Origin of the sequence: Xanthomonas hawaiiensis, from assembly GCF_031834635.1 — a bacterium.
In the GTDB taxonomy this organism is placed as follows: Bacteria; Pseudomonadota; Gammaproteobacteria; order Xanthomonadales; family Xanthomonadaceae; genus Xanthomonas_A; species Xanthomonas_A sacchari.
This window is the reverse complement of record NZ_CP115873.1, coordinates 2,963,160-2,984,733: the sequence shown is the minus strand read 5'-3', so window position 1 is coordinate 2,984,733 and position 21,574 is coordinate 2,963,160. Positions and strand designations below refer to the sequence as shown.

22 protein-coding genes are annotated in these 21,574 nt (G+C 71.3%); 8 read left to right on the top strand and 14 right to left on the bottom strand.

Annotation, left to right across the window (positions count from 1 at the left end; all coding sequences use genetic code 11):
• The first annotated feature begins 230 nt into the window (after positions 1-230).
• Positions 231-1,976, top strand: coding sequence for a thiol reductant ABC exporter subunit CydD (cydD, locus tag PG878_RS12850; protein WP_209032619.1), 1,746 nt, complete (start codon positions 231-233; stop codon positions 1,974-1,976).
• Complete coding sequence (cydC, locus tag PG878_RS12845; RefSeq protein ID WP_209032582.1) at positions 1,973-3,649, top strand: thiol reductant ABC exporter subunit CydC; 1,677 nt, start codon at positions 1,973-1,975, stop codon at positions 3,647-3,649. The genes cydD and cydC overlap by 4 nt, the downstream gene beginning before the upstream one ends.
• Positions 3,650-3,962: 313 nt before the next feature.
• Here the strand turns inward: cydC and metX are convergent, their stop codons facing one another.
• From metX to ccmA, 10 genes are all read right to left on the bottom strand, one after another.
• Positions 3,963-5,075: a homoserine O-acetyltransferase MetX gene (gene metX, locus PG878_RS12840; protein ID WP_209032581.1), complete on the bottom strand. Its 1,113-nt coding sequence runs from the start codon at positions 5,073-5,075 to the stop codon at positions 3,963-3,965.
• Between the two features lie 138 nt (positions 5,076-5,213).
• A complete protein-coding gene (locus PG878_RS12835; RefSeq protein ID WP_209032580.1) occupies positions 5,214-6,254 on the bottom strand; it encodes a tetratricopeptide repeat protein in 1,041 nt (346 codons plus the stop codon).
• Positions 6,255-6,258: 4 nt separating this feature from the next.
• Complete coding sequence (locus PG878_RS12830) at positions 6,259-6,717, bottom strand: cytochrome c-type biogenesis protein (RefSeq protein WP_244663539.1); 459 nt, start codon at positions 6,715-6,717, stop codon at positions 6,259-6,261.
• Complete coding sequence (locus PG878_RS12825) at positions 6,714-7,319, bottom strand: DsbE family thiol:disulfide interchange protein (RefSeq protein ID WP_371182617.1); 606 nt, start codon at positions 7,317-7,319, stop codon at positions 6,714-6,716. Before PG878_RS12825 ends, PG878_RS12830 begins: the two co-directional genes overlap by 4 nt.
• Positions 7,319-9,253, bottom strand: coding sequence for a heme lyase CcmF/NrfE family subunit (locus tag PG878_RS12820; protein WP_209032579.1), 1,935 nt, complete (start codon positions 9,251-9,253; stop codon positions 7,319-7,321). Before PG878_RS12820 ends, PG878_RS12825 begins: the two co-directional genes overlap by 1 nt.
• A gap of 207 nt (positions 9,254-9,460) precedes the next feature.
• On the bottom strand, positions 9,461-9,910 hold the full coding sequence (ccmE, locus tag PG878_RS12815; RefSeq protein ID WP_010343775.1) for a cytochrome c maturation protein CcmE: 450 nt from the start codon (positions 9,908-9,910) through the stop codon (positions 9,461-9,463).
• Complete coding sequence (locus tag PG878_RS12810; RefSeq protein ID WP_209032578.1) at positions 9,907-10,083, bottom strand: heme exporter protein CcmD; 177 nt, start codon at positions 10,081-10,083, stop codon at positions 9,907-9,909. Before PG878_RS12810 ends, ccmE begins: the two co-directional genes overlap by 4 nt.
• Positions 10,080-10,829, bottom strand: coding sequence for a heme ABC transporter permease CcmC (gene ccmC, locus PG878_RS12805; protein WP_010343777.1), 750 nt, complete (start codon positions 10,827-10,829; stop codon positions 10,080-10,082). The genes PG878_RS12810 and ccmC overlap by 4 nt, the downstream gene beginning before the upstream one ends.
• 128 nt (positions 10,830-10,957) lie before the next feature.
• Complete coding sequence (ccmB, locus tag PG878_RS12800) at positions 10,958-11,653, bottom strand: heme exporter protein CcmB (protein ID WP_017907306.1); 696 nt, start codon at positions 11,651-11,653, stop codon at positions 10,958-10,960.
• Positions 11,650-12,297 (bottom strand): heme ABC exporter ATP-binding protein CcmA, encoded by a 648-nt coding sequence (ccmA, locus tag PG878_RS12795; RefSeq protein WP_010343781.1) that lies wholly within the window; start codon positions 12,295-12,297, stop codon positions 11,650-11,652. Before ccmA ends, ccmB begins: the two co-directional genes overlap by 4 nt.
• Before the next feature lie 202 nt (positions 12,298-12,499).
• On the opposite strand from ccmA, the gene PG878_RS12790 reads away from it, so the two are divergent.
• From PG878_RS12790 to PG878_RS12780, 3 genes are all read left to right on the top strand, one after another.
• Complete coding sequence (locus tag PG878_RS12790; protein ID WP_209032577.1) at positions 12,500-13,648, top strand: pyridoxal phosphate-dependent aminotransferase; 1,149 nt, start codon at positions 12,500-12,502, stop codon at positions 13,646-13,648.
• Between the two features lie 106 nt (positions 13,649-13,754).
• Positions 13,755-14,570 carry an amidohydrolase gene (locus PG878_RS12785; protein ID WP_209032576.1) on the top strand — a complete coding sequence of 272 codons (816 nt, stop codon included), beginning with the start codon at positions 13,755-13,757 and terminating at the stop codon, positions 14,568-14,570.
• Between the two features lie 342 nt (positions 14,571-14,912).
• Positions 14,913-15,350: a hypothetical protein gene (locus PG878_RS12780; protein WP_209032575.1), complete on the top strand. Its 438-nt coding sequence runs from the start codon at positions 14,913-14,915 to the stop codon at positions 15,348-15,350.
• Positions 15,351-15,557: 207 nt separating this feature from the next.
• Here the strand turns inward: PG878_RS12780 and PG878_RS12775 are convergent, their stop codons facing one another.
• Positions 15,558-16,265 carry a hypothetical protein gene (locus tag PG878_RS12775; protein WP_244672756.1) on the bottom strand — a complete coding sequence of 236 codons (708 nt, stop codon included), beginning with the start codon at positions 16,263-16,265 and terminating at the stop codon, positions 15,558-15,560.
• A 248-nt stretch (positions 16,266-16,513) separates the two neighbouring features.
• Here PG878_RS12775 and PG878_RS12770 point away from each other — a divergent pair, with 248 nt between their 5' ends.
• Complete coding sequence (locus PG878_RS12770; protein WP_209032574.1) at positions 16,514-16,960, top strand: pesticin immunity protein; 447 nt, start codon at positions 16,514-16,516, stop codon at positions 16,958-16,960.
• A 173-nt stretch (positions 16,961-17,133) separates the two neighbouring features.
• Here the strand turns inward: PG878_RS12770 and PG878_RS12765 are convergent, their stop codons facing one another.
• Genes PG878_RS12765 through PG878_RS12755 form a run of 3 tightly spaced genes read right to left on the bottom strand, consistent with a single transcriptional unit; the run spans position 17,134 to position 20,616 of the window.
• A complete protein-coding gene (locus PG878_RS12765; protein WP_209032573.1) occupies positions 17,134-18,684 on the bottom strand; it encodes a pseudouridine synthase in 1,551 nt (516 codons plus the stop codon).
• Positions 18,677-19,651 (bottom strand): SMC-Scp complex subunit ScpB, encoded by a 975-nt coding sequence (gene scpB, locus PG878_RS12760; RefSeq protein ID WP_209032572.1) that lies wholly within the window; start codon positions 19,649-19,651, stop codon positions 18,677-18,679. Before scpB ends, PG878_RS12765 begins: the two co-directional genes overlap by 8 nt.
• Positions 19,652-19,674: 23 nt before the next feature.
• Complete coding sequence (locus PG878_RS12755; protein ID WP_209032571.1) at positions 19,675-20,616, bottom strand: segregation and condensation protein A; 942 nt, start codon at positions 20,614-20,616, stop codon at positions 19,675-19,677.
• A gap of 373 nt (positions 20,617-20,989) precedes the next feature.
• Here PG878_RS12755 and PG878_RS12750 point away from each other — a divergent pair, with 373 nt between their 5' ends.
• Positions 20,990-21,289, top strand: coding sequence for a YciI family protein (locus PG878_RS12750; RefSeq protein ID WP_209032570.1), 300 nt, complete (start codon positions 20,990-20,992; stop codon positions 21,287-21,289).
• Positions 21,286-21,570 carry a BolA family protein gene (locus PG878_RS12745; RefSeq protein WP_209032569.1) on the top strand — a complete coding sequence of 95 codons (285 nt, stop codon included), beginning with the start codon at positions 21,286-21,288 and terminating at the stop codon, positions 21,568-21,570. The genes PG878_RS12750 and PG878_RS12745 overlap by 4 nt, the downstream gene beginning before the upstream one ends.
• Positions 21,571-21,574 lie beyond the last annotated feature (4 nt).

The window sequence follows — 21,574 nt, the reverse complement described above, 5'->3', positions numbered from 1 at the left end:
TGGCCGAGTGGCGGGAGATTGGAGGCGATCTTCCGCCGCCGCGGCGCGTTCGACCTTGATTCAGATCAATGTGCGGAAGCCGGGTGCCCGGCATCGTGGCGGCCACGGTGGTTCCGGCCCGGAAGCGCCTTCCCCGCTAAACTGGCGGCTTCGTTCGCCGCGCCGAGCCCGTTTTGACCGATTCCGCCGAGACGTCCGCCGCACTGCCCGCCGACACGCCGCAGCAGCGCATGCGTTGGCTGCAGGCCCTGGCCGCGGCGGCGCGTGGCCGCCAGCGCCTGGCCGCGGCGGCCATCAGCGTGTCCGGCGCGCTGCTGATCGCGCAGGCCGGCGCCATCGCCTGGCTGGTGCAGGCGCTGCTGGTCGAGCGGCACGCGCTGGCGCAGGCGCTGCCGGCCTTTGGTCTGCTGGCGCTGGTGTTGGTCCTGCGCGCCGGGCTCGGCGCCGCCGCACAGCGGGCCGCCGGCGATGTCGCCGATGCGGCCAAACTCGAGCTGCGTCGGCGCGTGTATCGGCAACTGCTGCAGCGCGGGCCGCTGTGGCTGCGCGGGCAGCGCAACGGCGAACTGGGCGAGCTGCTGCTGGCGCATGGCGATGCGCTGGACGGTTACTACGCCGGCTACCTGCCTGCGCGCTGGGAAGTGAGCGTGGTGCCGCTGCTGATCGTGCTGGCGGTGGCGTGGAGCGACTGGGTGGTCGGGCTGATCCTGCTGTTCACCGCGCCGCTGGTGCCGATCTTCATGATGCTGGTGGGCTGGGGTGCCGAGGCCGCCGGCCGCCGCCAGTTGCGCGAACTGGCGCGGATGGGCGGGCACTTCGCCGACCGGCTCAAGGGCCTGGGCCTGTTGCGCCTGTACGGACGCGGCGAGGACGAACTGCGCGGGATCGCCGCTGCCGCCGAGGGCGTGCGCGAGCGCACGCTGAAAGTGCTGCGCATCGCGTTCCTGTCGTCCACCGTGCTGGAGTTCTTCGCCTCGGTCAGCGTGGCGATCGTCGCGTTGTACCTGGGCCTGAGCTACCTCGGCATGATCGCCCTGCACGGCAGCGTGCCGACCCTGGGCACCGGCGTGTTCTGCCTGCTGCTGGCGCCGGAGTTCTACGCGCCGCTGCGGCGCCTGGCCGCGCATTACCACGACCGCGCCAATGCGCTGGCCGCGGCGGCGGAGGTGGAGCGTCTGCTGGAAGGCCTGCCGCAGGCCGTGGATGCGCCGGTCGCGCGCGACGAGGGCGCCGCCGTGTCGAACGATGTGGGTGCCGTGACGCCGATCGAGACCGATGCCACCGCAACGACGTTTTCCGCGCCTGCAGGGCGCGCGATGCGTGCGGAGGCGCCAGTGCTGCGCGCACGCGCGCTGCATCTGCGGCCACTGGGTGCGCGCTGCGATGCGGTGCAGGGCCTGGATGTCGACGTGTACGCCGGTCAGCGCTTGGCCCTGGTCGGGCCCAGCGGCAGCGGCAAGAGCACGCTGCTGGAAGCGCTGGCCGGATGGCTGCCGCCGCGCGCAGGCGCCTTGCAGGTGCGCGCAGGCCTGCGCATCGGCTACGCCGGGCAGCGCCCGTATCTGTTCCACGGCAGCATCGCCGACAACCTGCGCCTGGCCGATCCGCAGGCCAGCGATGCGCAGGTGCGCGCGGCCGCCGAGGCGGCGCAGGTGATGCGCTTCGCCGCACGTCTGCCGCAGGGCCTGGACACGCCGATCGGCGAGCGCGGCTTCGGCCTGTCCGGCGGCGAGGCGCGGCGCATCGGCTTGGCGCGCCTGCTGCTGCGCGATCCGGAACTGCTGTTGCTGGACGAACCGACCGCGTTCCTGGATGCCGATACCGAGGCGGACCTGCTGCACACGCTGGCGGATTTCGCCCGCGGCCGCAGCGTCATCGTCGCCACGCACAGCGAGGCGGCGATGCGCTGGGCCGATGCGGTGCTGCGGCTGCCCGCACGCGACGCGTCCACCGCAATGCAGGAGACGCTGCCATGAGCGGCGGCACCCGCGACACCCTGCGCGGCGTGTTCGGCCGCCATCTCGGCCGGCTGCTGCTGACCGCGCTGCTGGTGCTGTGCACGATGCTGGCCGGGGTCGGGCTGCTCGGCCTGTCCGGCGGCTTCCTCACCGCCGCGGCGCTGGCCGGCGCGGTCGGCATGGGCAGCGGCTTCAACTTCTTCTCGCCGTCGGCCGGCATCCGCGCACTGACCTTCGCCCGCATCGCCTCGCGCTACGGCGAAAAGCTGGTCGGGCACGATGCCACCCTGCGCATCGCCCGCGACCTGCGCGTGTGGTTCTTCCGCCGCGCGCTGCCGCTGGCACCAGCACGGCTCGGCGCCAGCCGCACCGGCGAATTGCTGGCGCGGCTGATGTCGGACATCGGCGAGGTCGACGGCCTGGTAGTGCGCGCGTTGGCGCCGCTGGCGGCGCTGCTCGGCGTCGGCGCGATCGGCATCGCCGCGGCGGCGGCGATCCACTGGCCGGCCGCGCTGGTGCTGACCGCGCTGGCCCTGGCGATCGGGTTCGGCGTGCCGTGGGTGGTCGCGCGTGGCGGCGAGGCCCGCGAACGCGCGCGCGCGCAGCAGCGCGAAGTCTTGCGCACTCTGGCCTACGAGGGCCTGGAGGGCGCCGCCGACCTGGCCGCGCTCGAGGCGCAGGCTGCCTGGATCGCGCGCGTGGACGCCAGCGCACAGGCGCTGCGCGGCGAAGACCGTCGCCAGCGGCAGCGGTTGATCGGCGGCAACGCCTTGCACGCGCTGTGCGCGGCGCTGGGCCTGCTGGCGATGCTGTGGGTGGCGCTGGGCGCGGCGCGTGCCGATGCGATCAGCGCCGAACAGGCCGCCGGCCTGGTGTTCCTGACGGTGGCCCTGCTCGAGGTCTGGGCCGGCGCCGGCCTGGCCTGGCAGGCGCTGCAGTCCGGCCGCGTCGCCGCGCGGCGCCTGCAGGCGATCGCCGCGCAGGCGCCGCCGGTGGTCGACCCGGCGCATCCGCAGCCGCTGCCGGCCACTGGCGAGGTGCTGTTCGACCACGTCGTCTTCGCCTGGCCGGGCGAGACCCGGCGCGTGCTCGACGGTGTGTCCCTGCGCATCGCGCCGGGCGAGCGCATCGCCATCTCCGGCGACAGCGGCAGCGGCAAGACCACCCTGTCGGCGTTGCTGCTGCGGCTGTGGGATCCGCAACAGGGCAGCGTCCGCTACGCCGGCATGGATTTGCGCGAGGTCGCCGAGGCGCAGTGGCACCGTCGCATCGCCTGGTTGCCGCAGGGCGCGCCGGTGTTCGCCGGCAGCGTGCGCGACAACCTGCGCCTGGGCGATCCCGCGGCCGACGACGCGCGCCTGCAGCGGGTGCTGGCCGACGTGCGGCTCGACGCCTGGCTGCACGAAGTCGGCGGCCTCGACGCCTGGCTCGGCGAGAACGGCGCGACCATGTCCGCCGGCCAGGCGCGGCGCCTGGCCCTGGCCCGCGCCCTGTTGCGCGAGGCACCGCTGCTGGTGCTGGACGAACCCACCGAAGGCCTGGACGTGGACACCGCGCAGGCGCTGCTGCGCGACCTGGCCCAGGCCCTGGGCCAGCGCAGCCTGCTGCTGATCAGCCACGACGTGCTGCCCGAGGGCGTGGTGCATGTGCGTTATCGGTTGCAGGACGGGCGGCTGCAGGTCGCGCCGTAGCGCGACTGCGCAGCGCGCTGTAGGAGCGGCTTCAGCCGCGACGCGCGGTGCGCAATCATGCGTTCGTGCAGAAGCGATGCGGTCTTGGCACGCTGATGGTTCGTGCAGTCGGGACTGAAGTCCCTCCCACAACGGGCAGGTGCCAGCCTGCATGTTGCAGGAGGCCCGTGTGGGAGCGACTTCAGTCGCGACGAGTGGAGGACAAAATCTTCTGGATACAAGCCGTCGGCCCAGCCCAGAGCGACCTGATGCGGAACCATCGGCGAGCGGAACGGGATCCTCGCCTGCCCATGGCCAACAGGGCGCTCAATCGCTACAGCGTTTCCAGAAACGCCTGCACCGCCGGCCCGAACCGCGCGAAATCCACCAGGAACGCATCGTGCCCCTGCGGCGAATCCAGCCCCAGGAACTGCGCCTGCGCACCGCCGGCGCGCAGGCCGTCGGCGATCTGTTGCTGCTGCTGTACCGGGAACAGGATGTCGGTGTTGGCGCCGATCGCCAGTGCGCGCTCGACGCGGATCGTGGCGATGCCGGCGAGCACATCGCCGCCGGCAGGTTCGGCCAGGTCGAACCAGTCCATCGAGCGGCTCAGGTACAGATAGCAGTTCGGATCGAAGCGGCGCACGAAGCGGCGGGCATGGCCTTCGAGATAGCTTTCGACCTGGAATTCCAGGCCGAACGGATCGTCGTCGGTCTGGTCCGAATCCAGGCGCACGCGGCCGAAGCGGCCGTCCCACTCCAGCGCCGAGCGGTAGGTGATCACGCCGAGCTTGCGCGCCATGCGCATGCCCGATTCGGGATAGGTGGCTTCGTCGTAGTCGCCGCCGTTCCAGTTCGGGTCCAGCCGAATCGCCTCGCGCTGCAGCGAGCGGATCGCGATCGAGAACGGCAGCGCCTGCGCGCTGCCGGAAATGTTGATGTGGCTGCGCGCCAGGCCGGGATGCCGGTGCAGCAGCGCCAGTGCGGTCATGCCGCCCATCGAGTTGCCGATCACGCAGGCCAGTTGCGCGATGTCCAGTGCCCGCACCACCTGTGCGGCGGCATCGGCGCCGTCCTCGATCGACAGCTCCGGAAAGCGTAGGCGGTACGGCTGGCCGTCGTCAGGATGCGGCGAGGCGGGGCCGGTCGAGCCCTTGCAGCTGCCCAGCGAATTCACGCAGATCACGAACCAGCGCTGCGTGTCGATCGGCTTGCCCGGGCCGAGCATGCCGTCCCACCAGCCGGGCGAGGGATCGTCGGCATGCGTCGCGGCATGCGCGTCGGGCGACAGCCCGGTGACGATCAGGATCGCGTTGTCGCGTGCGGCCGACAGCGTGCCCCAGGTTTCGTAGGCGACCCGCGCACCGTGCAACTGGCCGCCACGCTTCATCGGGAACGGCGAGGGCAGGGCGAGGAAGCGGCTGCCGGGCGGGATGAATTCGGTCATGCGTCGATTCTAGCCGCGCTATCGCGCATCCGGCGTATGCGTGGTGCGAGATGGAGCGTGCATGCTTGCTGGCGTCTCGCCCTGGTCGCGACCTGACGTTTCCGACCAGGCACGGTCGCGCCTGCACGAACGCTCGCGCTACGGCTTGCCGATCACCAGTTCCACCGGCGCGGTCGCCGGCAGGGTCACCGTCACCGGCGCCGATTCCACGTCGCCCTCCTGGCGCATCGCGTTGCCGCTGGTCGACAGCCGCGCGACCACCTGCACCTGCTGCAGTTGCGAGAGCTTCTGCGTCGGCATCGGGCTGTCCGTGTCGCTCAGCGTCACCCGCAACGGCAGCGCCTGCAGCGGATGCTTCTGCACCGCCACCGGCATCGGCGGGCCGCCCGGCACGCGCGCGATCACGAAGACGCTGGCGTCGCCGCGCAGGCGCACGCGGGCGGCGAACGCCGGGTCCAGCGACACCGCCACGGTCAGGCCGGTGCTCGCCGGCGCCTTGGCATCCTGCGCCGTGGCGGCGGCGGTGCCGTCAGCGGGTAGCGACGGCAGGCCGGCCGCACTGCGCGCCGCATCGATCTGTGGCCGCAGCGCCGCGGCGGTGGCCGCGTCCACGCGCGGCAACAGCGCTTCCCAGGTGGCGGCGGCGGCGGCGTCCTGGCCGCGCTGGCGCTGGGCGATGCCCAGGAACCAGGCGCCGCGTTCGCTGCCCGGCGCCAATTGCAGGGCGTGCTGCAGCCAGGCCAGCGCCTGGTCGTCGAACTGCCGTTGCGGGTTGGCCATCGCACGCGCCTCGGCCGCCTCGATCAGCAGCGGCGCCTGCTCCGGCGCCAGGCGCACCGCACGCTCGAACGCGGCCGCGGCCTCGACGGCGTGGCCCAGCGACATCTGGCTGCGGCCGAGCAAGGCCCAGCCGTCGGCGCGGTTGGGATCCTTGGCCAGCGCCGCCTGCAGTTGCTTCACGCCATCCTCCAGCGTGCGCGGCGCCTCGCGGTTCTGCGCCTGCAGCGCGCGCGGGGTGCCGACCAGCGCGTACAGCGCCGCCGTCGCCACGCCCAGCGCCAGGATCGCCACCGCCAGCACAGCGCCGTTGCGGCCGCGGCTGCGCAGCGGCCACAGCACCACTGCAAACACCAGCGCCGCCAGCGCCACCGCCGCGGCCGACATGCCCCAACTCAGCATCGCCTCACCATTCCTGTTCGTCCTGCAGCGGCAGCGCGGTCGCTGCCGGCGCGCGTCGCCGCACCATCCGGATCAGCACCAGGGCGCCGCCGGCCAGCAGCAGCAAGGGGCCGAACCACAGCAGCCAGGTCCGCGCTTCCAGCTGCGGCCGGTACAGCACGAACTCGCCGTAGCGATCGACCAGGAACTGCTTGATCTGCGCATCCGACTTGCCCTGGTGCATCAGGTCCAGCACTTCGCGGCGCAGGTCCATGGCGATCTGCGCGTGCGAGTCGGCCAGCGACTGGTTCTGGCATTGCACGCAGCGCAATTCCGCGGTCAGCGCGTGGAAGCGCGCTTCTTCGGCGGCGGAGCGGTAGGCCAGCGGCGTCGGATCGGACACCGGTTCCGCACCGGCCAGCGTGGACCACGCCAGCAGCGCCAGCAGACCCAGCCGCAGCGCCGGCCGGCGGTGCTGGCTCATGGCGTGGCCTTGCCCTGCGCGCGCGTCGGCGGCGCGTCGCGCTCGGCCTGCTCCAGTGCCGGGAGCAGCTCGTCGCGGATGATCGCATCGGTCAGCGGCCCGGCATGCTTCCAGCGCACCACGCCGCGCGCGTCGACCAGGAAGGTCTCCGGCGCCGCGGCCACGCCCCAGTCGATCGCGGTGCGCCCTTCGGGATCGAACAGCACTGCCAGGAACGGATTGCCGAGCTGCTCCAGCCAGCGCAACGCGTCCTCGCGGGTGTCCTTCCAGTCGTAGCCGATCACCCGCACGCGCTTGCTCAGCGCGAAGCGGGTCAGCACCGGGTGTTCCTCGCGGCAGGCCGGGCACCAACTGCCCCACACGTTGAGCACGTACGGCGCGCCCAGCAGCTCGCTGCTGCGCACGCGGATCGAGGCATCGTGCAGCAGCGGCAGTGCGAACGCCGGCGCCGGCTTGCCGATCAGCGCCGACGGCAGCGCGTCGCGATCGGCGCTGCCGGAGCGCTGCACCGCATACACCATCAACGCCAGCAGGCCGAGGAAGAACAGCGCGCCGAGGACGATGGCGGGCAGCGGCAGGCGACGTGGAGCGGGAGCGGACATCAGGGGGTCTCCGGGGAACGACGGAAGCGCCGGTCGGCGGCGGTGACGAAACCGCCCAGCGCCATCAGCGCCGCGCCAAGCCAGATCCAGCGCACGAAAGGTTTGACGTGCACGCGCATCGCCCAGGCGTTGCCGCCCAGCGGCTCGCCGAGGGCGACGTACACATCGCCGAACAGGCCGGGATGGATGCCGGCCTCGGTCATGTTCTGGCCGCCGCTGGCATACAGGCGCTTTTCCGGATGCAGCAGCGCCAGCGGGCGATCGTCGCGCAGCACCTGCACGTGCGCGCGCTCGGCCACGTAGTTGGGGCCCTTGCGCTGGTCCAGGCCCTGCAGTTCGAAGCGGTAGCGGCCCAGCTCCAGGTGCTGCCCCGGCGCCAGCGCCACTTCGCGCTGCTGCTCCAGCGCCTCGACCAGCAGCGCGCCGGCCAGGAACACCGCGATGCCGGTGTGGGCCAGGGTCATGCCCAGCATCTCGGCGGTGAAGCGGCTGCCCTTGAGCTGGCGCCGGCTCCACACGAAGCGCGCGGTGCCCAGCAGCACCCAGGTCGCGGCGGCGACGCCGGCGGCGGTCTTCCACGCACCCTGCGGCGCCAGGAAGAAGCCGATCGCGCCGGCCAGCAGCGCCAGGCCGGCCCACGGCGCCAGCAGCGCCAGCGGCCGCGAGGCCTGTTCGCGCTGCCAGCGGGTCAGCGGACCGAACGGCAGCAGCGCCACCAGCGGCGCCATCAGCACGATGAACAAGGTGCCGAAGTAGGGCGGCCCCACCGACAGCTTGCCCAGGTCCAGCGCATCGGCCAGCAGCGGATACAGCGTGCCCAGCAGCACCATCGCGCAGGCGCAGGTCAGCAGCAGGTTGTTGGCCAGCAGCAGGGTCTCGCGCGAGGCCGGGGCGAAGCGCTGCCGTGCCTCGTCGGCGGCCGCCGCCACGCGGCCGCCGCGCAGCGCGTACAGCAGCAGCGCGCCGCCGCACAGCAGGCTCAGAAACACCAGGATGAACAGGCCACGGGCGGGATCGGCGGCGAAGGAGTGCACGCTGGTCAGCACCCCGGAGCGGACCAGGAAGGTGCCCAGCAACGACAGCGAGAACGCGGCGATCGCCAGCAGCAGGGTCCAGGCGCCGAAGCTGCCGCGTTTCTCGGTGACCGCCTGCGAATGCAGCAGCGCCGCGCCGGCCAGCCACGGCATGAAGCTGGCGTTCTCCACCGGGTCCCAGAACCACCAGCCGCCCCAGCCCAGTTCGTAGTACGCCCACCAGCTGCCGAGGGCGATGCCGATGGTCAGAAAGCCCCAGGCGACGTTGGTCCACGGCCGCGTCCAGCGCAGCCAGCGCGCGTCCACCTGGCCGTCCAGCAGCGCGGCGATGGCGAAGGCGAACGGCACCGCGAAGCCGACATAGCCGGCATACAGCAGCGGCGGATGGATCACCAGGCCGGGATCCTGCAGCAGCGGGTTGAGATCGCGCCCTTCCAGCGGCGCCGGCAGCAGCCGCGCGAACGGGTTGGAGGTGAACAGCAGGAACGCCAGGAAGCCGATGCTGACCAGCGCCAGGGTGCCGATCACCCGCGCCACCACCTGCGCCGGCAGACGCCGCGAGTACAGCGCCACCGCGCCGGTCCACAACGCCAGGATCAGCGTCCACAGCAGCAGCGAGCCCTCGTGCGCGCCCCACACCGCGGAGTAGCGGTACACCAGCGGCAGCAGCGAGTTGGAGTTCTCGGCGACGTAGGCCACCGAGAAGTCCTGGGTCACGAACGCATGGGTGAGGATCGCGAAGGCGCCGGCGACCAGCGCCAGTTGCGCGAACGCGGCCGGCCGCGCCACGCCCATCCAGCGCGCATCGCCGCGCTGCGCGCCGGCCAGCGGCAGCGCCGCCTGCAGCACGGCAGTGAGCAGGGCGAGGATCAGCAGGAGTTGGCCGACCTCAGGCAGCATGGCGCTTGAGCCGGAACGCTGGAGCGGGTAGAGCGGCACACAACGCCAGGCGCTTGCCATCCGCAGACGCGGAATACGGGATGCACGCCTTGCAATGCGAAGTCCCTATATTCCGTCGACGCTGCTCGGCGCTACCAACGATCGGGCCAGTGCTTTTGCTTGGATCATTCCCCATTCCCCAATCCCGATTCCCGCCCCTCCAGCCCCTCACTGCATCGCCCCCACATCGTGCTTGCGATGCGCGCTGCCCATCTTGTCCGCCAGTTCCTTCGGCATGTAGGTCTCGTCGTGTTTGGCCAGCACGTCCTCGGCGACGAACACGCCGTCGTGCATGCTGCCGGTGGCCACCACCGCCTGCCCCTCGCGGAACAGGTCGGGCAGGATCCGGTCGTAGCGCACGGTCAGTTGCGCATCGCCGTCGGTGACCCGGAAATGCGACTGCAGCGACCCCGGGGCGCGCTGGAACGAGCCTTTCTCGACCATGCCGCCGAGGCGGAAGCGCGCGTGCGCACCGGTCTTGCCGGCCAGCACCTCGGCCGGGGTGTACAGGTAGGCGGCATTGCGCTGCAGCGCCATCGCCACCAGGGTGGTGGTCAGGCCGGCGGCCAGCACCAGCAGCATCAGCCACAGCAGGCGGCGCTTGCGCTGCGGGTTCATCGGCTCAGCTCCAGCGGCGGCGCCGGGTCGGCCTTGGCCTGGCGCTTGCGTTGCGCGCGCAGTCTCGCCGCGCGCAGCGCGTTGCGCACCTGCAGCCGCGCCAGCACGAAATCGGCCAGCAGCACCCCGGCGAACACCGCATAGGCGCCGACCACATACGGCAGGTAGTTCATCCGCGCGCCTCCGCCAGTTGCGTCACCCAGTCCTTGCCGGCCTCGCGGCGCAGGTTGTCGGCGCGCGCGCGCGCCAGCAGCGAGCCGGCGAACCAGAACTTGGTCGCGGCCACCATCAGCCACAGCGGCGGCAGCATGCTCGGGTCCATGCTGGACTGGCCGAACAGGCGGATGGTCTGGCCCTGGTGCAGCGAGTTCCACCACACCACCGAATAGCGGATCACCGGCAGCAGCACCACGCCGACGATGGCCAGCAGCCCGGCCGCGCGTGCGGCGGTGCGCCGGTCCTCGATCGCCAGGTACAGGCCCATCACGCCGATGTACAGGAACAGCAGGATCAGCTCGGTGGTCAGGCGCGGGTCCCAGTCCCACCAGGCGCCCCACATCGGCTTGCCCCAGATGCTGCCGGTCAGCAGGGTGATCAGGGTGAAGGCGGCGCCGATCGGCGCACAGGCCATCGCCAGGATCTCGCACAGCTTGATCCGCCACACCTGGGCGATGGCCGCGTACACGGCCATCAGGCCGAACACGAACAGGCTCATCCAGGCGCTGGGCACATGGATGTAGAGGATGCGGAAGGCGTCGCTCTGCAGGCGGTCGGCCGGCACCACGAACAGCGCCTGCCAGATGCCCACGCCGGCCAGCAGCAGCGCTGCCAGGTAGCACCACGGAGTCCAGCGCGCCGCGAAGCGATCGAAGGTCGGCGGCGAACCGAGTTGGTGGAACCAGCGGACGAGAGAGGCCATGCGGACGATTCTAGCTGGCGGAAGGCGGGCTTCGATGCGACAACATTCGATGCGACAACGACGGAACGGCGAGGGAGCACTGCGTCTGCATGGTACGGCCGCCGCCGCGCCCGCGCTGCGCCGATCGCTCAGCTCAGCGAGATGCGGATCGCCGCGGCCGCCGCCAGCGGCGCCAGCACCAGCCCCGCCACCAGGCCGGCGGCCAGCAACAGCAGGCCGCCGGCCGGGTCCAGGCCCTGCGCCGCCGCCGCCACGCTGCCGGCGCCGAACACCAGCACCGGCACGTACAGTGGCAAGGCCAGCAGCGCGACCAGGATGCCGGCGCGCTTCATGCCCACCGTCAGCGCCGCGACCACCGCACCGAGCAGACTCAGCAGCGGGGTTCCCAGCGCCAACGATGCCAGCAGCACCGGCATGCGGTCATGCGGCAGGTGCAGCAATTCGCCGAGCAGCGGCGCGGCCACGATCAGCGGCAAGGCGGTGGTGACCCAGTGCAGCAGCACCCGCACCAGCACCAGCCAGGCCAGCGGCACCGGCGCCAGCAGCCATTGCTCCAGCGAGCCGTCCTCGGCATCGCTGCGGAACAGGCTGTCCAGCGCCAGCAGGCCGGCCAGCAGCACCGCCAGCCACAGCGCGGCGCCGGCCACCTCGCCGAGCAGGCGCGGCTGGTTGCCCAGCGCCAGCGCGAACAGGGCCACGATCAGCAGGGCGAACAGCGCCGGCTGCAGCGCGTCGCCGCGGCGCCGCCACAGCAGGCGCAGGTCGCGCAGCAGCAGCGCCCGGGTGGCCTGCCACAGCGAGGGAACGGGCGTGGCCAGGCTCATGCGGCGACTCCGCTCAGGGTCAGCATGCGCGTGCGCACGGGCGGGGCGGCGTAGGCGCCATGGGTGGTGACCAGGGCCGCACCGCCGCTGCGCAGGTGCGCGGCGATCATCCGGTTGACCAGGGTGATGCCGTCCAGGTCGAGGTTGGCGTAGGGCTCGTCGAGCAGCCACAGCGGCGCCGGCGACAGCCACATCCGCGCCAGCGCCAGGCGCTTCTTCTGCCCGGCCGACAACTGCCGCACCAGGGTGTCCTCGTAGCCGGCCAGGCCCACGATGGCCAGCGCGCTGCCGGGCATCTGCTTGGCCCGGCGCCCCTGCAACCCGCACAGGTAGTGCAGGTTCTCCAGGGTGCTCAGGTCGGCCTTCAGCGCGCCCAGGTGGCCCAGGTAGGCCATGAAGCGGGCGCGGTCGCCGCGCCGCACCGGGTGGCCGTCGATCTCGATGCGCCCGGCCTCGGCGCGCAGCAGGCCGACCAGCACCCGCAGCAGGGTGGTCTTGCCGGCGCCGTTGTCGCCCTGCACCAGCAGCGCCTCGCCGGCATCCAGGTGGAAGTCCAGCGGACCGAACACCGCCGCGTCGTCGCGGGCGAACGTGAGCCCGTGCGCGGCCAGCAGCGGCGGCGGGGTGTACAGCGGATCGGTCATCGGCGAAGGCCGCGGCGGATGGCGCGGCGAAGGGGGCAGGGAAGGCGCGCATTGTATCGGCATGCGGGCGTCCGGCGGATGCCGGCGGCGGCCATGTGCGGCGATGTGCGTACCCTGCGGCAAGGGCGCGGGCCGCTGACGCATCGCCGGCAAGCGGCTTTGCGTACACTCGGCGTTTTCCCGCTGCCCGCAGATCCCCCGCATGCATCCGCAGACCAAGTTGCCCAAGGTGGGCACCACCATCTTCACCGTGATGTCGCAACTGGCCGCCGAGCACGGCGCGGTCAATCTGGGCCAGGGCTTTCCCGATTTCCCGGTGCCGCCGCGGCTGATCGAGGCGCTGGACCGGGCGATGCGCGACGGCCACAACCAGTACCCGCCGATGACCGGCGTGCCGGCGCTGCGCCAGGCGATCGCCGAGAAGGCGCTGCGCTGCTACGGCGCCCAGGTCGATGCCGACACCGAGGTCACCGTCACCAGCGGCGCCACCGAGGCGCTGTTCAATGCCATCCACGCGGTGGTGCGCCCGGGCGAGGAAGTGATCGTGCTGGACCCGGCCTACGACAGCTACGAGCCGGCGATCGACCTGGCCGGCGCGCACGCGGTGCACGTGCCGCTGGACCCGCACACGTTCGCGGTGGACTGGGAGCGCGTGCGCGCGGCGATCACCCCACGCACCCGCCTGCTGATGCTCAACAGCCCGCACAATCCGTCCGGGGCGATGTTCGGCGCCGACGACCTGCAGGCGGTGGCCGAGCTGCTGCGCGGCAGCGACATCTTCCTGATCTCCGACGAGGTCTACGAGCACATCGTGTTCGACGGCCGCCGCCACGAGTCGGTGCTGCGCTGGCCGGAGCTGCGCGAGCGCGCCTTCGTCGTCTCCAGCTTCGGCAAGACCTACCATTGCACCGGCTGGAAGATCGGCTACGCGATCGCGCCGCCGGCGCTCAGCGCCGAGTTCCGCAAGGTCCACCAGTACAACACCTTCGCCAGCTTCGGCCCGGCCCAGCACGCCTTCGCCGCGATGATCCGCGAGGAGCCCGAGCACGACGAGCAGCTCGGCGCGTTCTACCAGGCCAAGCGCGACCGCTTCCGCGAACAGCTGTTGGGCACGCGGCTGAAACCGCTGCCGGTGCCGGGCGGCTATTTCCAGTTGGTGGACTATTCGGCGGTCAGCGACCTGCCCGACACCGAGTTCGTGAAGTGGCTGACCATCGAGAAGGGCGTGGCGGCGATCCCGCTGTCGCCGTTCTACCAGGACCCGCCGCCCGCCCAGCGCCTTGCCCGGCTGTGCTTCGCCAAGAACGAGGCGACGCTGGATGCGGCGATCGAGCGCTTGCGCGCGCTGTAGCGCGCGTAAGCGCCGGGAATGGGGAGACGGGAATTGGGAATGGTGAAAACTCGCCGATGCGCTTAGCCTTTACCCATTCCCTATTCCCCTTTCCCGATTCCCTGCTATGAACGATCTGAGGATCTCGTTGGTCCAGGGCGATACCCGCTGGCACGATCCGGCCGGCAACCGCGCGCATTACGGCGAGCTGCTGGCGCCGCTGGCCGGCGTCACCGACCTGGTGATCCTGCCGGAGACCTTCACCAGCGGCTTCTCCAACGATGCGCTGGCACAGGCCGAGGACATGGACGGGCCGACCGTGGCGTGGATCCGCGAGCAGGCGGCGCGGCTGGGCGCGGCGGTGACCGGCAGCGTGCAGTTGCGCGTGCCCGGCGCCGATGGCGAGGCCAAGGTGTTCAACCGCCTGCTGTGGGCCACGCCGGACGGCGCATTGCAGCATTACGACAAGCGTCATCTGTTCCGCTACGGCAACGAACACCTGCGCTACGCCGCCGGACGCGCGCGCCTGTGCGTGGAGTGGAAGGGCTGGCGGATCAATCCGCAGGTCTGCTACGACCTGCGCTTCCCGGTGTTCTGCCGCAACCGCTACGACGTCGAGCGCCCGGGCCAGCTGGATTTCGACCTGCAGCTGTTCGTCGCCAACTGGCCGTCGGCCCGCGCCTACGCCTGGCGCACGCTGCTGCGCGCGCGCGCGATCGAGAACCTGTGCTTCGTGGCCGCGGTCAACCGCGTCGGCGTGGACGGCAACGACCTGCACTATGCCGGCGACAGCGCGGTGATCGATTTCCTCGGCCAGCCGCAGCTGGAGATCCGCGAGCGCGAGCAGGTCGCCACCACCACCATCTCCGCGGCCGCGCTGGCGGCGCATCGCGCGCGCTTCCCGGCCATGCTCGATGCGGACGCCTTCAGCCTGGACGACTAGCGTCCGGTTCCAGTGATGCCGGAAACCTCATCTTGCTATTTCCGAGGACGCCTGTCGTAGGAGCGGCTTCAGCCGCGACCGGCCTTCCTGGCTACGCCTGTCGCGGCTGAAGCCGCTCCTACAAAAGCGACGGCGCTCAGGCAGAGGTATGGCAAACGGATTTCAGAGACGTTTGGCGCCGTCCTCGCCTCCTGCCTGTGCCTCGGCCAAGCCGGGTCCGGCCCTGCCCGCCGCGAGTGGAAATGCCTGCTGAACGTACCCGCGGCGACCTGGCAGCCTTGTCGCGGCCACGACGCCCGCGTTGCTACGCTCGCGCCCAGTCCACCCACCGGTAATGCCCACATGATCAAGTCGCTTTCCCTGTTCGCACTGCTGGGCGCGGCCGCCCTGGCGCCGCAGGCCCAGGCCGCCGGCAACATCGATTGCAAGCTGTCCTTCAACCTGTCTGGCTGGTCGGTGTTCTACAAGACCGCCAAGGGCACCGGCACCATCACCTGCAACGACGGCGCGGTGATCCCGGTCAAGATCAGCAGCAAGGGCGGTGGCCTGACGGTCGGCAAATCGAAGATCGTCGGCGGCCGCGGCACCTTCAGCGGCGCCTACAGCCTCAACGATCTGTTCGGCACCTATGCCGCCGCCGAAGCCCACGCGGGCGTGGTGAAGTCCAGCACTGCCCAGGTCGTCACCAAGGGCGATATCTCGCTGGCCCTGGCCGGCACCGGCGAGGGCGTGGATCTGGGCGTCAACGTCGGCAACTTCGTGATCGAACGCCGCAAGTAAGGCGCCTCGTCCTGCCTGCGCTGCGGCGCAGGCAGCACCGGACACCACGCGAAGCAAGCAGCGAATCCAGGCGCATCGCGCCTGGATTCTTCTTTTGAGGTCGACGGGTTTCGCAGCCGCGAGCGGATGCGCGCCGTGTGGCGGATGTGCGAGGCGACCCGGCAAAGCGCGCCCTCGACGAGGACGCGCTTCGCGCGCGCTGCGCGCTTACTGCTGCGCGAACACCCAGGCCAACTGGCCGCGTACCGGTTCCGGGGTCGCCAGCGCCTGGCGATACAGGGTGCGTGCCGTCCAGCAGGCGTCCTCGTCGCTGGCCTTGGTGATCTGCGGCAACACCCGCATCAGACGTTGCTGCTGGTCGGCAGGCAGCGATTTCACCAGGGTGCCCATCGCCGCCTGGATCTGCTCCGGCGCCACCGTCTGCGGCGGAGTCTTGTTCAACTCCGCGTCGGTGGCCTTCAGGGAGGCGTCGAACCAGCTATCGATCTGCGCCTGCGGCAGCTTTTCCAGGCCCGACAGCATCGCCGCGCTCAACGCCTGCGCATCGTTGGGATTGCCGCCGCGGGCCAGCACCGCGCACTGCGGCACGTCGACCTTGTCGCTGACCTGCGACAGGATCTCCAGGCGCTGTTCCAGCGTGGCGTGGTCCAGCCGCGCGATACCGTTCTGGGCAAGTCGGAACCCGGCCTGCTGCGCCTGCGGGCCGCTCTGCTTGAGCAGCGCCACGTAGCGCGGATCGTTGGCCAGCTTGCGCAGCATGCGATCGAACGGTGCGTGCAGCGGCGAGCTGGCCGGGTAGGGGTTCTGCGCCGCGGCGATCTCTTCCTGGGCCTTCTGCTGCGCCTTCTGGCAGGCGGCGAGGCTCAGCACGCTGGCGATCAGCAGCGGCAGGGCGATCTTCATCTTCCGTGTCATCGGGATTCCTGGTCGGTGAGGGGCGGCCACCCGCGGCGGCCGCCAGATGCGCCAGGATATCGGCTTCGTCCGTGCAGGGCGAACGGCACGATGCCGGTCGCCCCGGTATCGCCGCCACACGCATGTCATGCACTTGCGGGGACGCCATCGGGGCCGCTTCGGCTGCAGCCATCACGGCTCGCTCCATTGAGTGCCGGCGTTCCCGGCGCCTATCATCCGATCCTGCCGCTGCACGCGAGATCGTCCGCATGAACCCCGGAATGCTTGTTGGCCTTGTCGCGCTTGGCGTCAGCGCTTCGTCCCCGGCCGCGCCGCCGCAGGCGGGCATCACCGATGCGGTCATCCAGCATCTGGATCTGACCTCGTTCCCCAATTCGGTCGGCCCGCGCCGCCTGCCGGGGAAGACGACGTTCGCGGACTATGGTTTCGTGGATGTCACCAAAACCGCCGATGGCGCGCGCCTGCTCCAGGCCGACAAGGGCTGGATGATGCGCTTCGAGGTGCTGTCGGCCGATGCCACGTCCGTGCGTCTGTGCTTCCATGACACCGGATTGGCCAGGCCCGGCGAGACACGCGCCCCCAGCTACAACGCGACCTCGGCGTTGCTGGTTTCGACAGCGGCTCAGGGCACGTGGACCGCCAGGCAGGTCCCGGCGGGGTTTGCGAACTGCAAGAACGAGCCTGCCGACGCGTGAGGGAACGAGCAGCCACGATGCGCGCCGTCGCACGTGCGTGAGATGGCTGCGGTGGCCTGACCGCGCCGCCACTCACCGTTTTCGATAACGCCTTCTACGCAACAGGGCGCCGCTTGCGCAGGCGCCCTGTTGGGTGCGGTGCGCGCCGACGCGCGATGCGCCGGCGCCGCGACTCAGCCGCCGCGCGGACCGCGGTTGCCGCCGCCACCGGGACGGCCGCCACCACCCGGGCGGCCGCCGGCCGGGCGGTTGCCGCCGCCGGGACGTCCGCCCGGACCCGGGCCGCGCTTCGGGCCGCCGGCCGGGCGCGCGGCGCGCGGCGCGGCACCGTAGGGGTTGAAGCCGGGGGTGGCGTGGTCGGAGGGGAAGCTCGGCGCGTTGCCCGGATGCCCGTAGGGATGCGCCTTGCGCTGCTGGCCCTGGCCCGGACCGCGGCCCTGGCCGGCGCCCGCACCGGCGCCGGCACCCGCCGGACGCGGCTTGGCGTAGGGACGCCCTTGGCCCTGACCTTGACCCTGGCCACGACCGCCGGGACCGGCGTTGCGGTGGCCGGTCGGGCCGGTGCTGACGCCATCGGGCACGTACCAGGTGCGGAACGCGGCCGGGTTGCCGTCCGGCAGCGGCTTGGGGCCCTTCGGCGTGCGCTGCTTGAACGGTTTTTGCGATTGCTTGGCGGCCATTTCGCCGCTCACGGTCAGGCCGCCGTGCGGCTTCTTGCCGCCGCGGCCGCGGCCGCGGTCCTCGCGGAAGGTGTCGAAGCGACGCAGCTCGCGGCCTTCGTCGGCAGTGTTGTGGCCGTTGACGTAGGCGTTGCCGCCGCGGCCGACCTGCACGGTGGCCTTGGCCGCCTTGCGCTGGCCGATCACCGGCTGCAGGGTCAGCGCCGACGGGGTGCCTTCCTCCAGCTTCAGCTCGGCGCGCAGCGCCTCGACCTTGTCCTGCGCCAGCTCGACCGAGTGCCCGCGCAGCAGTTCGCGCGGCAGCGCGATCTTGCCGTAGCGGGTGCGCTTGAGCCGGCTGACCTGGCAGCCCTGCGATTCCCACAGGCGCCGCACTTCGCGGTTGCGGCCTTCCTTGACCACCACCCGGAACCAGTCGTGCGAGTCGGTGCCGCCGATGCGTTCGATCTCGTCGAACTTGGCGCCGCCGTCCTCCAGCAGCACGCCGCGCGAGAGCCGCTCGATCATGCTGTCGGGCACGGTCTCTTCGCCTTCCGGGGCGCGCACGCGCACCACGTACTCGCGCTCGATCTCGTAGGAGGGGTGCATCATCGCGTTGGCCAGCTCGCCGTCGGTGGTGAGCAGCAGCAGGCCGGTGGTGTTGATGTCCAGGCGGCCGATCGCGATCCAGCGCGCGCCCTTCAGCGCCGGCAGCGCCTCGAAGATGGTCGGGCGGCCTTCGGGATCTTCGCGCGTGGTCACTTCGCCTTCGGGCTTGTTGTAGATCAGCACGCGCGAAGGCTCGGTCAGCGCGCTGGCGACGAAGCTGCGGCCGTCCAGCTCGATCCTGTCGCCGCTGCGGATCGACATGCCGGTCTGCGCGACCTCGCCGTTGACCTTGACCAGGCCGTCGGCGATGCGCTGTTCCAGCGCCCGGCGCGAGCCCAGCCCGGCCTGGGCCAGGACCTTGTGCAGGCGTTCTTCCAGTTTCGGCTGCTCGGCGGCAGCGGCGTCGCGCTTGAGCGAGAGCTTGTTCAACGACAGCTTGCGGGAGGTGTCACTCATTTACTTGGCTCCGGCCGGCGCGTTGCGCGTCGGCCTGTGGTTCGGAATCGGCATCGTCAACAGCCACGGTCGTCGTCGCGACGGCGTTGTCTTCGGCTTCGTTCGCATCCGCCGCGCGCTCTCCCGGCGCGGCTTCGGGTTCGCCCGTCGGGGCGGTCGTGGAATCCGTGGCCGGCGGCGCATCGGCGTCGTCGGTCGCGGGGGTGTGCGGTGCTGCGGTATCGCTTGCGTCTGCTGCGTCGGCCTCTGCGTCTGAGGCCTCGGCCGCGTCTGCCTGTGCCGTCGCGCCGGGCGCGGCGGATTCAGCGGCGGCCGTGGCCTGCGCCGCGGTGTCGCCCTGGTCGCCCTGATCGGCGGCGTCGCCCGGTGCGGCATCGGCCTGGGCCATGTCGCCGACCGGCAGCGCGTCGCGGTCCAGCGGCAGCTGCGGCTCCAGTTCGCCGATGTCCTTGAGTTCGGACAGCGGCGGCAGTTCGTCCAGGCGCTTGAGCCCGAAATAGTCCAGGAAGGTCTTGGTGGTGCCGAACAGCGCCGGCTTGCCCGGCACGTCGCGGTGCCCGACCACGCGGATCCATTCGCGCTCTTCCAGCGCCTGGATGATGTTGCTGCTGACCGCCACGCCACGCACCTGCTCGATCTCGCCGCGGGTGATCGGCTGCCGGTAGGCGATCAGCGCCAGGGTCTCCAGCGTGGCGCGGGTGTAGCGGGTCTTGCGCTCGGTCCACAGCCGCGCCACCCAGGCGTGCACGTCGCTGCGCACCTGGTAGCGGAACCCGGAGGCCACTTCCACCAGTTCTACACCGCGGCCCTCGCAGGCCTCGCGCAGCAGTTCCAGCGCGCGCTCGATGCTGCCCGGCGGCGCGGGTTCCTCCTCCGGGAACAGGCCGTGCAACTGCGCCAGCGGCAACGGCTGGTTGGCGGCGAGCAGGGCGGCCTCGACGATGCGGTTGATCAGCGCTTGATCCATGCGGGGGCGGGTTCTCGGTGGACTCAGGTGGTGGCGTCGGCGGCGTCGCTGTCGTCGAACTCGCTGTTGAACTGCAGCGGTGCGTTGGTGTTGCCCAGCGCCAGCGACTTGACGTAGATCGGCGGCATCGGCGGTCGCTCGGCGGCCTCGGCGGGAACGTGCGCCAGCGGCTCCTGGACGATGTCCAGCAACTGCTCCTTGGCCAGTTCCAGCAGCGCCAGGAAGGTGACCAGCACGCCGAGCTTGCCTTCCTCGGCACTGAACAGCGATTCGAAACGGTGGAACTTGCCGTCGTCCAGACGGCCCAGCACGTCGCCCATGCGCTGGCGCACGCTCAGCGCCTCGCGCTTGATCGCGTGGCCGCTGAACAGTTCGGCGCGCTTGAGCACGTCGTACAGCGCCAGCAGCATTTCCTTCAGCTCCACCGGCGGCGGCAGCTTGACTGCGGCACGGTCCGGCACGTGGGCGTGCACCGGAGTGGTGTCGCGGTCCTGCCGCGGCAGCGCGTCGATGTCCTCGGCGGCCTGCTTGAAGCGTTCGTACTCCTGCAAGCGGCGGACCAGTTCGGCGCGCGGGTCCACTTCCTCGCCGTCTTCGGCCGGCGGCCGCGGCAGCAGCATCCGCGACTTGATCTCGGCCAGGATCGCGGCCATCACCAGATACTCGGCCGCCAGTTCGAAGCGCAGTTCCTGCATCACGTTGATGTAGTCCACGTACTGCCGGGTGATCTCGGCGACGGGGATGTCCAGGATGTCCAGGTTCTGCCGGCGGATCAGGTACAGCAGCAGGTCCAGCGGACCTTCGAACGCGTCCAGGATGACTTCCAGCGCGTCCGGCGGGATGTACAGATCCTGCGGGATCTGCAGCACCGGTTGCCCATGCACGACCGCCAGCGGCATTTCCTGCTGCTGTGGCGGGGGTGTCTGGGTTGGCGGGTTCGCGTCGAGCGCGAGTTCGGAAGTCATCGGTTGGACATCGGTGTTGCGGTGGCGAAGGGCCGGGCAGGCGCGACCCGGCGCGGCTCCTTGCCGACAGTGCTGCGGTTCAAGGGCGCGTCGTCCCCGCAACGCGCTCGGTACTTCAACAAGACACACGACGCACGCCACGCGTGTCGCGGCGGCGGGACCTACGGAGGAGGACGTCTGCGCGGGCGGTGTCAGGCAGCGAATCGGTCGTCGGAAGGGGCTTGGGGTCGCCGATCACCGACGGGCCGCTGCATCCGGCCGCGTGCAATGGAACCAAGGGTAATGCGCCGGCGGGGTCGGTGTCCAGCGCCGCCGTGCCGGGCCAGGTCCTACAATGCCATGTCCATAGATAAGGAACGAGGGCGGAGACGCGATGTGGTACGTGATCGAGGGGTACGACGTGGCCGATGCGCTGCCGCGGCGGGCGGTGGCGCGGCCGGCGCATCTGCAGCGGCTGACCCAGTTGCAGGAGGCCGGGCGGCTGTTGCTGGCCGGGCCGTGCCCGGCGATCGACGCCGAGGATCCGGGTCCGGCCGGCTTCAGCGGCAGCCTGGTGGTGGCCGCGTTCGACTCGCTGGCCGAGGCGCGGGCCTGGGCCGAGGCCGACCCGTATGTCGACGCCGGCGTCTATGCGCGGGTCGAGGTGCGGCCGTTCCGCAAGGTGCTGCCATGAGCCAGGTCGGCGCCGAGCGGGTGGCGCGCATCCGCGCCGCGCTGGAGGCGGCGTTCGCACCGCAGGCGCTGGAGGTGGAGGACGACAGCCACCGCCACGCCGGCCACGCCGGCGCGCGCGATGGCCGGGGACATTTCAATGTCCGCGTGGTCAGTGCGGCCTTTGTCGGCATGGGGCCGTTGGCCCGACACCGCGCCGTTTACGCGGCGCTGGGCGAGATGATGCAGACCGACATCCATGCGCTGTCGATCCGCGCCGAGGTGCCGGGCACGGGCGGCTGACGCG